This is a genomic window from Streptomyces sp. NPDC001828, assembly GCF_042892175.1.
Lineage (GTDB): Bacteria > Actinomycetota > Actinomycetes > Streptomycetales > Streptomycetaceae > Streptomyces.
Window position 1 is genome coordinate 183,208 of sequence record NZ_JBIATV010000002.1, and the last position, 15,801, is coordinate 199,008.

General features: G+C 74.3%; 10 protein-coding genes. 1 reads left to right on the forward strand and 9 read right to left on the reverse strand.

Going from position 1 to position 15,801, the window contains the following annotated elements; translation table 11 throughout:
- Position 1: 1 nt before the first annotated feature.
- A complete protein-coding gene (locus ACFYZA_RS07780) occupies positions 2-3,190 on the reverse strand; it encodes an FtsX-like permease family protein (RefSeq protein ID WP_388489384.1) in 3,189 nt (1,062 codons plus the stop codon).
- A gap of 242 nt (positions 3,191-3,432) precedes the next feature.
- Complete coding sequence (locus ACFYZA_RS07785) at positions 3,433-3,837, reverse strand: globin (protein ID WP_382588413.1); 405 nt, start codon at positions 3,835-3,837, stop codon at positions 3,433-3,435.
- A 206-nt stretch (positions 3,838-4,043) separates the two neighbouring features.
- Between ACFYZA_RS07785 and ACFYZA_RS07790 the strand changes: the two genes are divergently transcribed.
- Positions 4,044-5,018, forward strand: a complete 975-nt coding sequence (locus ACFYZA_RS07790; RefSeq protein ID WP_382588415.1) for a methyltransferase domain-containing protein — start codon at positions 4,044-4,046, stop codon at positions 5,016-5,018.
- On the opposite strand, the gene ACFYZA_RS07795 is transcribed toward ACFYZA_RS07790, so the two are convergent.
- The 7 genes from ACFYZA_RS07795 to ACFYZA_RS07825 form a co-directional block, all read right to left on the reverse strand.
- Positions 4,999-6,345, reverse strand: a complete 1,347-nt coding sequence (locus ACFYZA_RS07795; protein ID WP_388488366.1) for an FHA domain-containing protein — start codon at positions 6,343-6,345, stop codon at positions 4,999-5,001. The two genes, ACFYZA_RS07790 and ACFYZA_RS07795, sit on opposite strands and share 20 nt — an antisense overlap.
- 158 nt (positions 6,346-6,503) lie before the next feature.
- Positions 6,504-7,862 (reverse strand): VWA domain-containing protein, encoded by a 1,359-nt coding sequence (locus ACFYZA_RS07800; protein ID WP_382588419.1) that lies wholly within the window; start codon positions 7,860-7,862, stop codon positions 6,504-6,506.
- Positions 7,863-7,947: 85 nt separating this feature from the next.
- Complete coding sequence (locus tag ACFYZA_RS07805; RefSeq protein WP_388488369.1) at positions 7,948-9,213, reverse strand: protein phosphatase 2C domain-containing protein; 1,266 nt, start codon at positions 9,211-9,213, stop codon at positions 7,948-7,950.
- Positions 9,210-11,822 carry a tetratricopeptide repeat protein gene (locus ACFYZA_RS07810; protein ID WP_388488372.1) on the reverse strand — a complete coding sequence of 871 codons (2,613 nt, stop codon included), beginning with the start codon at positions 11,820-11,822 and terminating at the stop codon, positions 9,210-9,212. Before ACFYZA_RS07810 ends, ACFYZA_RS07805 begins: the two co-directional genes overlap by 4 nt.
- Entirely contained in the window at positions 11,819-13,099 is a 1,281-nt protein-coding gene (locus ACFYZA_RS07815) for a hypothetical protein (RefSeq protein ID WP_382588425.1), read from the reverse strand. The genes ACFYZA_RS07810 and ACFYZA_RS07815 overlap by 4 nt, the downstream gene beginning before the upstream one ends.
- 95 nt (positions 13,100-13,194) lie before the next feature.
- On the reverse strand, positions 13,195-14,127 hold the full coding sequence (locus ACFYZA_RS07820; protein ID WP_382588580.1) for a glutamate ABC transporter substrate-binding protein: 933 nt from the start codon (positions 14,125-14,127) through the stop codon (positions 13,195-13,197).
- A gap of 188 nt (positions 14,128-14,315) precedes the next feature.
- Positions 14,316-15,698: a hypothetical protein gene (locus tag ACFYZA_RS07825; protein ID WP_388488375.1), complete on the reverse strand. Its 1,383-nt coding sequence runs from the start codon at positions 15,696-15,698 to the stop codon at positions 14,316-14,318.
- Between the last annotated feature and the right edge of the window lie 103 nt (positions 15,699-15,801).

Consider the following 15,801-nt stretch of genomic DNA (forward strand, 5'->3'; position numbering starts at 1 on the left):
GTCAGTTGCCCCCTTGGCTGCGGAGTGTGACGGCGGGATCGGTGCGGCGCAGCGCGATCGCCGCGACGATCAGGACCGGCACCGCGGCGACCCCGGCGAGCAGCAGTGCCACCCGCCCGGCCGGCAGCTCGACCAGGACCGTGGGCACCGGCTGGGCGGCCTGGTCGGTCAGGACGATCAGCGGGACCACCGCTCTGGTCAGTACTTCGCCGAGGCCGAGCCCGGCCAGCAGCGCGATCCCGATCAGGACGCCCTGCTCGGCCGCGATGAGCCGGGCGAGCTGGCGGCGCGGGGTGCCGAGCGCGCGCAGCACGCCGAACTCCTGGCCCCGCTCGCGCAGCGACCCGGTCGCGCTCACCGAGAAGCCCACCGCAGCGAGCGCCGCCGCCACGATCGACGCGGCCGCGAGCGCGGACTGCGGGCCCGCGCCCAGCGGGTCGCCGCCGAGCTCCTTGGCGATCTCGGCGCGGGACACGATCTGCGCGGGGTCGGTGTCTGGGCGGTCCTTGAGCACGGCGGTCGCCTCGGCCGAGCGGCCAGGCTCGGTGGCCAGCCACCACTCGGTGGCGGCCAGGCTGTCGCCCTTGTCCTGGAGGACCCGGTTGACGGCCCGCAGATCGAGCAGCAGGCCGCCGCCGTCGGTGCCGTTCGCGTTCGTGGCCGTGCCGCCGGGGCCGATGGCTCCGCTGCCGGTCGTCGGAAGCTGCTTCAGCCGGCCGACGATCTTCACCTTGACGCTCTGGCCGGCGAGCGGCACGTCGATGGTCGCGCCGACCTTGCTGCCGCTGGAGTCCAGGAACCGGTCGTCGGCGACGGCGGTCGGCGTGGGCTCGGCGGAGCGGGGCGCGGTGAGCGTGAGGGTGCGGGTGGCGGACGTGAGGCCCGTCTGCCAGTTCAGCTCGCCCGAGACGTCCTTGCTGTCCGCCGTCCACTGCCCGGCCTTCGGCACCGCGAGCGCGGTCACCCTGCCGTCGGGGCCGGTGGCGCGCAGCCCGTCCAGGGCGATGGCCTGCTGCGGCGCCCGGGTGTCGGACAGGTCGCGGACCACGTCGAGGCCGGTCAGGAGCAGCGGCCCGGCGGGGCGGCCCGTCGGCTTGCCCGCGGCGGCGGCCAGATCGAGGGTCAGGTCGTGCGGGCGGCCGTCCGCGGGCAGCGTCCCGAAGCCGAACCGGTACCGCAGGCCGTAGCGGTCCTCCAGGGTGGCCGTCACCGTGCCGGGCTGCGCGTCCGCCGTCGCGCCGGTGAGCCGCACGGTGACGGCGAGCCGCTCGGTGTCCTGGGGCAGCGCGGCGCCGGCCGGGCCGTCCTGCTTCGGCGTGAGGGAGGCGAGCACGTCCTTGCCGGAGCGGCCCGCGAGGTCCTCGCGCAGCAGGAAGCCGTCGGCGTGCCGGGTGTCCAGGGCCAGTACGGTGCCCGAACGCCCGGCGCTCATCGACATCGAGGTGCGGGCGGCGGGGGCGACCGTGCGCACGCCGGGGACGGCGTCGTAGGACCCGGCCTGCCCGACGGGGCTGGTGGTGGAGCCGAGGACACGGATGTCGGTGCCCGCGCGGAAGTCGGCCTGGTCGCTCTGCGAACGGTTCCAGGTCGCCGACTGGCCGAGCGTGAGCAGGCCCATCGCGACCGCGAGGACGAGCAGCAGCACCGGGCCCGCGCCGCGCAGCGGGCGCCGGCTGAAATGCCATCCCGCGAGCGCCGCCGGAAGGCCGCGCCCGCCCGCCGCGCGTCGCTCCGCGAGGCGCGCGGCCGGGGGCATCAGACGCAGGACGAGGACGGTCCCGGCGAGCAGCGCGAGCGCGGGCGCCGCCACGAGCAGCGGATCGATGCCGAGCCCGCCCGAGGCGTCGGTGTTGATCGCGCCGCCCCCGGAGCCGGCGGCCGAGGTCTGCCGGTCGAGCTGCCAGTAGGCGACGCCCGCGATCACCAGGAGCCCGATGTCGGCGCCCGCGCGGACCGGCGCGGGCAGCGCGCCGTCCCGGCCGGCGCGGCGCAGCGGGCCCCCCGAGAGTGCGGGGGCCACCACCGCGGCCGCGCAGCCGAGGGCGACCAGGACGGCGACGAGCCACACCGTGGCGGTCGGCGAGGTGTCCAGGTGCAGCCCGGCGCGGGCCAGCGCGCCCTGTCCGGCGAGCAGCCGGGTCAGCGGGCCCGCGAGCAGCGGGGCGACGAGCGCGGCCGGCACCGCGAGCAGCAGCGCCTCGGCGGCCGCGAGCCAGGTGATCTGGCGGCGCGATCCGCCACGGGCCCGCAGGAGTTCGGTCTCGCCGGACCGCTCGCTGCTCAGCAGCCGGGCCACCAGGAGCAGCGCGTACCCGGCGAGCAGGACCAGCTGGAGCGCCACGATCAGGAGGGTGGAGCGGGAGACGAGCAGGGAGCGGTCGGCCCGGTCGAGGATCTCGGGCAGCGAGGTCACCGCGGTCGCGCTGCCCCCGAACACCGCTTGTTTCATCAGGGACTTGGGGCCGTCGGTGGACGCGGTGCGCAGCGCCGGGATCCGGCCGACGTCGATGCCGGAGAAGTCGGCGGAGGCCAGCCACGCGCTCTGGCCCGCGCTGACCCGGCCGCCGGCGAACACCGAGTCGTCGGTGAGCAGCGGGCCGTAGGTGGTGAAGTCGAGCTTGCGCATGCCCCGGCCGCCCAGGTCGTCGAGACGCCAGTACGCGTCGGAGACGTCAACGGCCCGGTAGATGCCGGTGATGCGGACGGTCAGACCCGGGCCGCCGAGCCGGTCGGCGAGGGCGAGCGTGGCGCCGGGGCGCAGACCGAGGCGCCCGGCCGCGGACTCGGGCAGGGCCACCTGGATCTCGCCCGAGGCGCCGGCGGCCGGCCAGCCACCCGCGGTGAGGCGCACCCGTGAGCGGTCCATCGAGGCGAACAGGGTGAGGTCGGGATCGCCGGCCCGGGCGTCCGGCGACTGCAGGGAGCGCGGCAGGGCGTAGGGTCCGGACTGGGTGAACTCCCGTGTGGTGATCGGGAGTTGGTCGAAGGTCGCTCGGGCTCCGGTGCGTACCGCGTCCGTCGCCGCCCGCCGCTGGTCCGGCTTGGTCTCGGACTTGACGGCAAGGGCGGCGGGCGCCGCCGAGCGGGTGGCCAGGGTGTGGCGCAGCGCCGCGTCCGAGACCGACCCGGAGAACGCGGTCAGCGCGGCCAGCACCGAGGTCGTGAGCAGCACGGCGAGCAGCGCCGCCATGAGCAGCAAGCGGTGTGCGCGGACGCGCAGAAAGACGAAACCCGGCACACGGCCCCCCTTGGCTTTTGAGCCATCCCCCCGAAATGTGTCCAGATGCTTTCAGAGGGTTTGGCGCCATGGAAACCGCTTGCCTGCCGTTCTTGCCCGATCGTGATCGGAATGCGACCACGGACGACCGAATTCCGGTCGTAGGGGCAGTTATCGAAGGTGCTTTCGGGCAGGGCGGGGGGCGGCGGGGCGGCTCAGCCCTCGGAGTTGACCATCGAGGCGGCCGCGTACGTCAGGTATTTCCAGAGCGTCTGCTCGTGCTCGGGGGACAGGCCGAGCTCGTCGACGGCCGTGCGCATGTGGCGCAGCCAGGCGTCGTGCGCGGCCCGGTCGACCGTGAACGGCGCGTGCCGCATCCGCAGGCGCGGGTGGCCCCGGCCGTCGCTGTAGGTGCGCGGGCCGCCCCAGTACTGCATCAGGAACAGGGCGAGCCGCTCCTCGGCGGGGCCCAGGTCCTCCTCGGGGTACATCGGCCGCAGCAGCGGGTCCTCGGCGACGCCCCGGTAGAAGAGGTGGACGAGCCGCCGGAAGGTCTGCTCGCCGCCGACCTGCTCGTAGAAGGTCTGCTCCTGGAGCGTGCCGCGCGGAATCTCGGTCACGTTGAACACCCTCGCAATGCCAGTCGGGCCCGCCCCCGGACGACGTCCGGGGTCCAGGGGCCGTCCCCCGGGAAATGCGGCACGCTTCCATGGTCTCAGACCCGGTGACCGAGGACCGGCGGCGTAGGACCACTCGCCGCGTGGGCGCCGCGACCGGGGGCGTACGACCACTCGCCTCCCGGGCCCCGGCACAGCACAGTGGACGTATGAGCGCGGACCTGGCACTGAGGCGGGCCCTGGTACGGCAGATCGCGGCGGGCGGGGCGCTCGCCGACCCGGCCCTGCGGGCCGCGTTCGAGGACGTGCCGCGCCACCTCTTCGTGCCGTACTACTACGAGGCGGGACCGGGCGGCCATGTCCGGCTGTGGGGCGAGGACCCCGACGCGGACCGGCGCGAACGCTGGCTCGCCGGGGCGTACGCGGACGCGCCGCTGGGGACCCGGATGCGCGACGGCGACCTCGTCTCCTCCAGCAGCCAGCCCTCCCTGATGGCACGCATGCTGGAGGCGCTCGACCTGCGCGACGGCGACCGGGTCCTGGAGGTCGGCGCGGGCACCGGGTACAACGCGGCGCTGCTGTGCCACCGGCTCGGCGAGGCGAACGTGACCACCGTCGACCTGGACCCGGAGATCACCGAATCCGCGCGGCTGCACCTGGACGCGGCCGGCTACCACCCCGCGGTGATCACGGGGGACGGGGCGCGCGGAGTTCCGGCGCGGGCGCCCTTCGACAAGGTCGTGGCGACCTGCACGGTGGGCTCGGTGCCGCAGGAGTGGCCGGACCAGTGCGGCACCGGCGCGCTGATCCTGGCCCCGCTGGCCACCGGCCTCATCCGGCTGAGGGTGGCGGGCCCGGGCCGCGCCGAGGGGCGCTTCCTGCACACCCCGGCCTACTTCGTGCCCCTGCGCGGTACGGGGGCACAGCCGCGCGGCACCCCGTACACCGGCGGCCTTCCGCGTGAGAGCGTCACGAACGAGCTGTTCCGCTTCCTGCTCGAACTGACCGCGGGCAGCCTCGACCCATACGAGGCGCACGCGCTGTGGCGCCGCGAGCAGCGCCCACCGCGCGAGCGGTTCGGGGTGACGGTGGACGCCGGGGCCCAGTGGGCGTGGCTGGACGATCCGCAGGGGCCCTACACCTGGCCCCTGCGGGAGCGGCCGTTCAGCCCCGGCGCACCGTGATCGTCGTCCAGGCGCCCACGTGCACCCGGTCGCCGTCCTGGAGCGGCACCGGCACGTAGGGCTGGATCGGCTCGCTCGCGCCGTTGACCGTGGTGCCGTTCGTCGAGTTCTGGTCGACGACCGCCCAGGTGCCGTCCGGCTGCTGCACGAGCACCGCGTGCTGGTGCGAGACGCCCGGGTCCTCCGGCGGCACCGACAGGTCGATGTCGGGAGCCTCACCGGTGGAGTGGCGCCGACGGCCGATGGTGATCTGGTTGCCGGACAGCGGGCGCTGCTGCTCGGGGGAGTACGCGGGCAGGTTGAGACCCGCCGCCTCCGGGCCGCTGCGCTGCATCATCGCGAGGAAGTAGTCCCGGTCCGGCCCGATGGTGATGGACCAGCCGGCCGGCGCGGGCGGTGTGACGGGCTGCGGCCAGTCGTCGTCGCGCTCGGGAGCGGACGGCGGAGCGGGCTGGGGCGCGGCCTGTGCTTGCGGCGCGGGCGGCGGCGCGAGCTGCGGCCAGTCGTCGGCGCCCCGCTCCTGGGGCGGCTGCGGGACCGACGGCGGTCCGGGCTGCGGGGTGGGCTGCGGCCAGTCGTCGCCGCGGTCGGGCGCGGACCGGCGGCCCGAGTCCGGCACGGGCTGGGACGGCGGCGGCAGCGTCCAGTCGTCGTCCCGCGCGGGAGCGGGCTGCGGCTGCTGGACCTGCGGCGGCACCGGCGGAGCCTGGTGCTGGAACGCGGGCGGCGGCGGGGGAGGACCGCCCTGGCCCCCGTTGAACGGCGGCGGGGGAGGAGGACCACCTTGGCCCCCGTTGAACGGCGGCGGAGGCGGACCGCCCTGGCCCCCGTTGAAGGGCCCCGGCGGCGGCTGCTGCTGGAACGGGTTCGGCGGGAGCTGCTGCCCGGAGCGCTGCGAGGGCTCGGCGGCCAGCGGTTCGGCCGGCCGGTTCACCTGCGAGGGCCGCGAGCTCTGGTACTCGTACGGGTCGCGCGGCACGGGCGGCGGCCCCTGCTGGAAGGGGGGCGGCAGATGCGGGCCCGGGCCCTGCGCGGGGCCGGGGCCCTGCTGGGGCATCGGCTGCTGCGGGGCCAGCGGGGTGTACGAGGTCGCCGTGTTGGTGAGGAAGTTCCAGCGGCACTCCTCGCAGAACGGCGCCCCCGCCTCACGCGGGGTGCGGCACTGCGGGCAGAGCTCGGCCTGGGCGGTGGCGCCCGGATCCCCGGGACCCGGGTAGCCGTACGCCGGCGGAGGCGGGGGAGGCGGCGGCACGGCGCCCATGCGATGGCCGCAGATCTCGCACCAGTCGTCGGAACCCGACTGATGTCCGTTCGGGCAGGTCGGCATGGAGTCGCTTCCCCCTCTCATCATCCGGCCCCGTGGGCCGCGGCGTTTCGGTGGTTCTGGGTGCTGTCGGTACTTCTCGGTACTTCTCGGTACTTCTCAGAGCTTTTCGGGCGTAACCACGCGCTTCTCGGGCGTAGTCACTTTTTGTTCGCTTCTTGTTACTTCTTGACGCGAACGGTCTTGGTGGAGCGCGTTTCGAGGGTCATCTCGTCCGCTTCCGCGACCTTCGCCTTCAGTCGCACAGTACCCGTCGCCTCGTCGACGACGTCCACCACCTTCGCGAGCAGTTTCGCGGTATCGGCGTTGCCCGAGGCGGCGGCCAGCTGCACCGCCCGGCCCAGTTTCGCGGTCGCCCCGTCCACATCGCCCGACTTGCGGGCATCCAGGCCCTGTTGGATGACCTGTGCCAGTTCGGCCTGGCCCGTGTAGTGCGCGACCTGCGGGTTGATGGACGTGGAGGCCGCCATGTCGTCGGTCCACACCGCCCGCACCAGGCCCTGCGAGAGCAGCTGCGGCGTCCCGCCGTCGCGGTCGGGCACGATCAGCGAGACCCGGGCCGCCAGCATCTCCTGGCCGACGTTGGCCCGGGGCACCTGGACGCACACGTGGTAGTCGCGTGACTCGTCCCCCCAGGAGCCGGTCGGATAGTCCCCGGCGCGCGGCCCCGCCTCGGTCCGACGGTCCGTCAACTCCTCGACGGTGGGCGCCACTTGCTTGACGAACTTGATCTCCACGCCGACCGGGGTCCACAGCCGGAGCGCGACGTCCGCGACCTCCTTGCCCATCGCGTTCTCCATCATCTGCGTGAAGTCACCGGCCAGGTTGGCCGGATCCGCGACGATGTCGGCGGTGCCGAGCAGGGCGGAGGAGATCGAGGTGACCTCCTTGACCTCCCAGTCGGTCCCCACGCCACGGGCGTCACAGGTGAACCGCCCGGCACAGGCATCGAGGGCCGAACGCAGGTCCTCGGGCGACTCGTGCTCGTTGCGCCCGTCGGTCAGCAGGATGCCGTGCCGGATGGGCACGTCCGCGGCGGCCAGCAGCCGGTCGGCGAGCCGCAGCCAGGTGCCGATGGCGGTGCCGCCGCCCGCGCTCAGCTTGCGCAGCGCCTCCTTGGCCTGCGCGCGGGTCTGGTGGTCGGCGGTGGCGAGGCGGCCGTTGCCCGGGTAGACCTCGCGGGCGATGTGCGTACCGCCGACGACCGCGAAGGCGACGCCGTCGCGCAGGGTGTCGATCGCGGCGGCCGTGGCGTCGCGGGCGTTGCGCATCTTGGTCGGCGGATAGTCCATCGAACCCGAGCAGTCCACCATGATCACCACGGCGGCGCCGGGTGCCCGGCCCGGTATGGAGGAGGGCGCGGCCGAAGCCGCCGTGAAGGGGGCGCCGCCCAGGGTGCCGCCGCCGGTGGAGGCCACCGTGACGATCGCGTTGACCTCGCGTCCGCCCTCCGGCAGGAACTCGTTCTGGTACACCTCGACGGAGAACTGCGGCACGTTGGACTTGGAGAAGTTGGCCATCGGAAAAGGCTCCTTGAGGCTCCATGGACCTGAGGTGAAGGAAGTCGAACAAGCAGCGCGATAGCGGCGCAATGGGGACGCGGGCCTAGTTGTAGGCGGATCCTGCCCCTTGCCGCTCCACCGCGAACGGCAGCACGGCCACTGTTACGTTGTCGTGGCCCCCGCCGTCCAGGGCGTGCCCGACGAGCACCTGCGCGCTGTGCAGCGGCCGTTCGGCGGCGTCCGGAGGAATGATCCGGGCCATCTCCTCGGCGCCCTCCGCGTAGTTCCACAGGCCGTCCGTGCAGACCACCACCACACCGGAGCGGTCCGGCTTGAACGAGGCGGTGTGCGGGTCGAGTTCGTAGGCGTCCGCGCCCAGCCAGCCGGTGATGGCGTGGGCCCGCTCGTCCGCGTAGGCGTCGGCCTCGCTCATCAGCTGGGCCGCGACCATCTGCGCGGCCCACGAGTCGTCCTCGGTGAGCCGGGCCGGCGCGGTCGCGCGGTCGTCGGGCACCCAGTACGCGCGGCTGTCGCCGACCCAGCCCACCACGAGCAGACCGCCCGCCGAGATGGCCCCCACCAGGGTGCAGGCCGGGGCGTTCTGATGGCGGTGCTGATCGTGCTGGAGGGCCCGACCCGGCTCCTGGGCAAGGGAGTTGACGGCCTCGGCGGCGGCCAGGATCGCGTCGTGCATCGCCTGCTGGGGGTGGGTGCCCTGCGGCAGCGAGGCGAGCAGCGACTCGTTGGCGGCGGCGGCCGCGGCGGCGGACGCCTCGTCGGGACGGGTCGCCGACGACACCCCGTCGCACACGACGGCCACGACGGCGGGCGAACCGTCGGGCAGGGCCGTCGAGGACAGCGCGAAGGAGTCCTCGTTGCGGTGGTGGCGCAGCCCCCGGTCGCTGACCGCGGACACCGCCCCGAGCTCCTGCTCCATGTGGTCGCGCTCACGCGGCTGGGCGTGCCCGCAGTTCTCGCAGTACCCGTCGTCGTCGACCCGCCCGGCGCGGCAGGCCACGCACACCTTGGCGCCGGGCGCCGGGGGCCGGGCCACATGGGTGTCCGGGTCGGGCTCGGCGGCGCGCGGGTCGGGCGCGGGCAGCGGGTACTCGTCCACGGCCCCGCCCGGCTCCGCATGCGGCTCGCGCGGCGCCGCGTACGGCTCGTCCGTGCGTACGGGATACGGGAGTTGGGGCTGCTGCGGGGCCGCGGCCACAGGGGACGCCATCTCGATGGTCGGATGGTCCGGCGGCGGCTCGGGCACGGCCGACAGGTCGTACCCGCAGGCCCCGCAGAACAGGTCGCCCGTCTCCAGCGGCTCTTCGCAGCCGGGGCAGGCGGCGAGCTGATGCGTCTGCGACATCGTCACACCCAGGTCCGGGGGCGGAATCGGTTGGCCCGTTCCACCAGGTCGATCCTTTCCTCGCCACGCTGTGCGAGCCGGGCGAGCACCCGGTACGAACGTTCCAGACCGAAGCGCAGGCCCCGCTCGTCCACGTCGCTGCCGAGCAGTACGGTCCTGCCCTGCCCGGCGCCGGTGCTCCCCGACAGTACCCAGTCCAGGGCGGTGCCCAGGACCTCGGTCGCCAGCTGTTCACGTCGCACCGGGTCCAGGCCGAACGCGTCGAGCGCCTCGACCTGGGCCGCGGCCGCCAGCAGGTCCCCGATCAGAGGGTCCCGCGGGGCCCGGCTGCGCAGCCGGGCCCGCACCGCCGCGACCCGGGCCGCCGTGTAGTGGATGGAGGCCTCGGGCACCGACTCCAGGGTGCGTACGGCGCTGGTGCGGTCCCCGGCGGCGAGCTGCACCCGGGCCAGGCCGAACGCGGCGCTCACATAGCTGGGGTCGGTGGTCCACACCAGGCGGTAGTACTCGGCCGCGTTGTCGAGCTGCCCGAGCACCTCCGCACACACCCCGAGGGCGAGCTTGGGCGCGGGCTCGCCCGGGAACGCGTCGTAGACCGCGTCGAAGGACAGCGCCGCGTTCTCGTTGTCGCCGGCCGCGAGCGAGGCGAGGCCCCGGTACCAGACGACCCGCCAGTCGTCCGGGTGGTCGGCCTCCAGGGCGTCGAGGGCCCGGCCCGCGGAGACCCGCTCGTCCATGTCGAGCAGGGCCCGCAGCTCGCGCAGCCTGCGCTCGATGGAGTCGGCCGGGGCCGAGCGCAGCGCGGTGATCAGCTCGGCGGGCGCGGCCGCCATCAGGCCCGCGAGGAACCCCGCGTTGGGGTCCCCCGGGTCCACGTGCGGCACCGGCAGCGCGAGCGAGGTGCCGCGCGGGTCGAGCGGGGTGAGCAGGGGCGCGCCGGGCCGGCCACCGCCGGTCGTGCCCTCGGCGCGCTGCACCGGGACGGCGCCCTGCGTCACCGGGTGGGGCAGGCCCGGGGTGTGGGGCGCGAGGGCGGGCAGCGCGGGGGCGCCCGCCGGGACGGAGGCGAGGGCCGCGGCCGGTACCGCCGCCGACGCGAGCGCCTTGCGGGCGCGTCTGCCGACCGGCGCCTGCCGGGCCCCGAGCCGCGAGACGTCACCGCTCTGCGCGGCGAACAACTTCGTGTCGGTGACGCGCAGTTCGGTGCCGAAAAGGGTCGAGAGGGCGGGCCTTGGACGGCCCGTCTGGAGCGCCACGACCTCGCGCAGGACACCCGTCAGCTGCTCCGCCATCTCCTGGGCGGAGGCGAACCGGCGCGCCGGGTCCGGGTCGGTGGCCCGCACCAGGAACCGGTAGAACGACTCGTACTGGCGGAACACGTCGATGTTGTCGGGGTCGGGCAGGCTGTCCGCGTAGACGTTGGTGTAGCCCTGGAAGTCGAAGGTGAGCACCGCCAGGGTGCGGGCCACGGTGTACAGGTCGGAGGCGACCGAGGGGCCGGCCTCGGCGACCTCGGGGGCCTGGTAGCCGACCGTGCCGTAGATCGCCGACTCGTCGTCGTCCATGCGGCGCACCGCGCCCATGTCGATCAGCTTCAGCTGGTCCTCGGTCTGTATCGCGTTGTCCACCTTGAAGTCGCAGTACAGCAGGTTGCGGCTGTGCAGGTGGCCGAGCGCCTCCAGGGCCTCGATGCCGTACGCGCAGGCCTGCTCCACCGGCAGCGGATCGCGCTTGCCGATGGCGTCGCGCCGCTCGTTGGCGATCTCCTTGAGCGACTTGCCGCCGACGTACTCCATGACGATGTAGCCGTCGAGCGAGCCGGTCCGCTGGTCGAGGTGCTCCACGAAGTTGTAGATCCGCACGATGTTGGAGTGCTCGATCTCGGCGAGGAAGCGCCGCTCGGAGATCGCCGCCGCCATCGCGTCCTGGTCGCCGGTGTCCAGCAGGCCCTTGAGGACCACCCAGCGGTCGGAGACCGCGCGGTCCACGGCGAGGTAGACCCAGCCGAGACCGCCGTGCGCCAGGCAGCCCATCACCTCGTACTGGCCGCGCACGATGTCGCCGGTCGCCAGCTTCGGCACGAAGGAGTACGGGTGGCCGCACTTGGTGCAGAAGCCCTCGGTGCGCCCGGGGCGGTCCCCGCGCGAACGGCCCACCTGCGCACCGCAGTCCGAGCGCGAGCAGAACCGCTTGCGCTCGGGCACCTCCGGGCGCTCCATCACCGCCGAGCGCGGATCGGGCCGGGGCACCCCCGGCACCGACACCAGGCCCGCGCCGAGGCGGCTGCGCGCCGAGGAGCTCGCCGCCGCGCCCGAGCTGCGCACCGACACCGACCGCGAGGTGGCCGCGCCGCTCAGCGAGGACAGGCGTCCGGAGACCGAGCGCCGCGAGGTGGAGGACCGCGAGGAGCGGGCCGAGGCGCGCGAGGAGGAGCGCGAGGACTGCGAGGCCGAGCGGTGGCCGCCGCCGGTGATCCCGGTCGGCGGTGAGGACACCATGCCCGTCGGCGACACGACCGGGGCGAGCCCGCAGGTGTCGCAGTACAGCTCGCCGCCGCCCATGTCCTCGTACGAACCCGCGCAACCGGGGCGCTGGCACTGGGTGTTCTCGCTCATGATTCCCCCCTCTGGTCGACGGGCCCGGAGTCTCTCGGGGCCAGGGCGTCCGCGGCCGCCCGCTGGTAACGCAGCACCGCCTCTTCGGCGACGCGCAGATCGCAGGGCGCGGACCACAGCATCCGGCGCGCCGCGTCGTACCGCTCGATCAGGAACGGGTCCTCGGCCATGCCGTGCCGGGCGACCTTCGCCTTGTAGGCGTCCAGCCTGCCGCGCAGCTCCGCGCGGACCGCGAGCGGCGCGGTGACCGCCGTCAACGACTCGCGGGCGCGCAGCAGTTCGTCCTCGGCCTCCCGTTCCAGGGATTCGAGGAGCGGCGAGAGGCGGTGCCACTGGGAGTGCCTGCGGTACTCGGCGGCGGCGGCCAGCTGTTCCTGGAGCGCGATGGAGGGGCCGCTCACGGCGGGCACCTCGCTGGCCGCGATCTTCGCGAGGACCTCGCCGCGCGCCGAGCGGGCCTCGGCCAGGGTGCGGTCCGCCCGGGACAGCACGTCCCGCAGCCGCACCAGGCGCTGCTCGGCATCCTGACGGACCGTCAGAACAGCCTCGATCTCCCGGCGTACGTCCTCCAGGGCGCGGGCCGCCCGGTCGTAGCGGCCGGTGTCGGGGCGGCCGCCGCCTGGCGCGGAGCTGCCCGGCGCGGGCACCCAGAACGCCAGCGGGTCGGAGATCACCTGAGCGCGCAGCTCGGTCAGTTCGGCGGTGATCGACTCCAGGTCGTCGCCGGAGGGGTGCTCGCCGGGCCGTACGCCCACCGAGTGCGCGAGGCCCCGGGTGCGGTGCAGCTCGGCGGCGAGCAGGTCTATCCGCGCGGGCAGCGCCGACCACACCGCGTCGGCGGCCACGACCAGGTCGAGCGAGCGCGCGTACAGCTCGTTCATCCGGTTGACCAGCTCGGCGAGCGTGAAGCGTTCGGTCAGCCTGGCCGGGCCGCCGGCCATCGTCGGGGCGCTGTGCAGGGCGGCGCCCGAGAGCGTCACGGACTCGCCGCGCAGCCGCTCGGTCAGTTCCACCAGGTCCTCGCGGCCGGGCCAGCGGCGCCGGGAGCGCAGCTCACGGGTGGCTTCGAGGGCAGCCGAGTACGCGTCGAAGTACGCCCACAGCAGCGAGATCGACTGCTCGGTGGCCGCCCAGCGCTCCTTGGTGACGCCGGTCAGGTCCGCGCCTTCCAGGAGCCGGCGCCCGGCATGGTCCTGGAGGGCGAGCAGCGAGGTCTCCACGGCCTCGTGCTCGGCGACGAGGCGTGCCAGGGCACGGTCGACCTCGTCCCGGTCCATGACCGGCTCCGGGGGTCCCCCGGTGGAGCTGGGGGAGGATCCCGCGCCCATCGATCACCTCTCCGCTCGTTGGTTGGACTGGGCCGTCAACTGGCTCATCCCGTCCGGTACTTGGGTGCGGGCGGGCCCGATATGCCGGGCAGGTCCGCGGCGAGCCACTGGCGGTACGCCGTCATCCAGGGGCTGTTGGCCCCGCCGTTGCGGTAGTCCACCAGGACCTGGTTGATCCGCCGCACCAGATCGGTGTTGCCGAGCTTGACGGCGACGCCGTAGTGCTCGGAGGTGAACGGGCTGCCCTTCAGCTGCACCGCCGGGTCCTGGGCGGCCTGGCCCGCGGCGAGCGCGTTGTCGGTGACGACCGCGTCCACCAGGTTCTGCTGGAGGCGGACCAGGCAGTCGAGCTGGTTGGGGACCGTGAAGTCCTGGTAGTCGGCGCCGTGCGCGTCGGCCTTGAGGGCGTCGAAGGCGGTGGAGCCCGCCGCCACACAGACCCGCTTGCCCTTGAGGGAGTCGTCGAAGCCGGTGATGGCGGAGGTCTTGGGGGCCAGCACCTGCTGGCCCGCCTCGAAGTACGCGGTGGAGAACGAGGCCTGCTTGATGCGGGCGCAGTTGACGGTCATCGTGCGCACCACCACGTCCACCGTGCCGTTCTGGAGCGCGGGGATGCGCTGGCTGGTGGGGATGGCACGGTAGATCACCGCGTTCTCGTCCCCCAGGATGTTCTTCGCGATCGCCTTCACCAGGTCGATGTCGAAGCCTTCGAGGGTGCGTGTCGCGGGATTGCGGTAGCCCCAGCGGAAGCTGTTCTGGTCGACGCCCGCGATCAGCTTGCCGCGCTGCTTGATGGCGTCGATGTTCGGCCCGTCCGCCGACGACGGGGGCAGGCTCGCCTCCGGGTCCTTGCAGTCGTCGGCCTTGGCCTGCACGGCCCGGGCGATCCCCGGGCCCGCCACGTCCGCCGCCGCCTCGCCGCCGTGCCGGGTCAGCGGGACGAGCGCGCCGGCCGCGACCGCGAGCGCGAGGGCCATCCCGGCCACCCCGCCCCAGCCGCGCAGCCGCCCGGCCCCGCGCCGCCCGGCACGCGGGGCCCGGCCCGGTGTGCCGGTGCCGGGGGCGGCGGGAAGTGCCGGATCCGTCGAGCCGTTCGCGCCGCTCATCGCGACCCCTCTCGCCGATGCGCCGCCGCTCGCGCGTCCGTCGCCGCTGTCCATGCCGCTCACCTGTACTCCGCGAGCCTGCGGCTGATGCCGACGCCGGCGCCCGCCGCCGCGAGCACCGCGAGGAGCGCCGCGCCCAGCGGGAGCCCCGCCAGGGCGCCGTGCCCGTCGGACGCGGCCGTGGTGAACTGGCGCTGCTCGTGGGCGATCGCCGAGTCGAGCTCCTTGTCCACCTGGTCGAAGCACTCGCCGGTGGAGCCCTTCGCGCCGAGGACCTGGGTCAGCGCGCCGTCGTAGTCGCCCTTGTCGTCCGTCGTGCGGGCCGCCGTGTGGCGCTTCTTCCATTCGTTCATGTCGCCGACGGCGTTCACGACGGGGGCCTTGCCCGCCGTGTCGTCCGCGAGGCTCCTGGCGGCGTCGAGCCGGTCGGTCAGGGACGCCATCTCCTTGGTGAACTCCGCCTCGTACAGGTCCTTGCCGTCCGGGGTGAGCACCGCGCCCCGGGCCACCAGCGTCAGGTTCTCGTTGGCGCGGGCCTGGAGGGAGCTGATCCGGGCGTCGTTGAGGACCTTCAGGGACTCCTGGCCGTGCGCCCGCGAGGTCGCGAGGTCCGAGGAGGCCACCGCGTGCCCCACCACCAGCCAGAGCAGCACCACCGTGGAGGCCGCCGTCGCGGCGAGCAGTCCGTGGTTGAACACCCGGTTGGTGCGCAGGTAGTTGCGGCGCTGGACCCAGACGAGCCCGCCGAGCGCCACCAGGCCGAGCGCGATCGCCGCGTACGGCCAGGTGTCGGCCTGGTCGTAGTCGTCGTAGAGACGGCCCGTCTCGGCCTCGTACAGCTTCTGGGCGGCGGGCAGCAGGCTGGTGCTCATCTTCTGGTTGGCGAAGCGCAGATAGGCGCCGCCCACCGGGAAGCCCTGCCGGTTGTTCGCGCGGGCCTGCTCGACCAGGCCGTTGTAGAGCGGGAGTTGCTCGTTCAGGGTGGCTATCTGCTGGGCCGACTCGGCGGAGCCCGTGGTGTTCGCCGCCGCCTTGACCAGGAGGCGGGAGGCGGTCGAGATGTCCGTGTCGTACCGCTTGCGCACGTCCAGCGGCTCCTGGCCGCCCGCCAGGAAGCCGCTCGCGGCGGCCGTGTCGGCGTCGGCGAGCGAGCGGTAGATGGAGGCGGCGTCCGCGCTCAGCGGCTGGCTGCGGCTCACCACGTCGCTCGCCGCGGCCGAGCGGTCCGAGACCTGCCACGCGGTGATCCCGCCGAAGGCCACGACGAGGACGGCCACCACCGCACCCATGATCCACAGGCGGCCTGGCTCGGTCGTCGCGGCGGCGCGCAGCCGCTCCCGCGTCTCGGCCCAGGCCCGGTGCGGGCCGGGCCGCGGCTGCGGCACGGGCCGGGCCGCGGGCTCCCGCGTCTCCGGTTCGCGCACGTTCGGCGGATTCGCCACCTGACCTCCCCCTCGGTCGCTGCGTAGGCAGTATGGCCGCAGGGACCGACAACCATCCAGGGTTGTCTGGATCTTGTTACCTGCCGCTCCCGCCCCTGGGTGG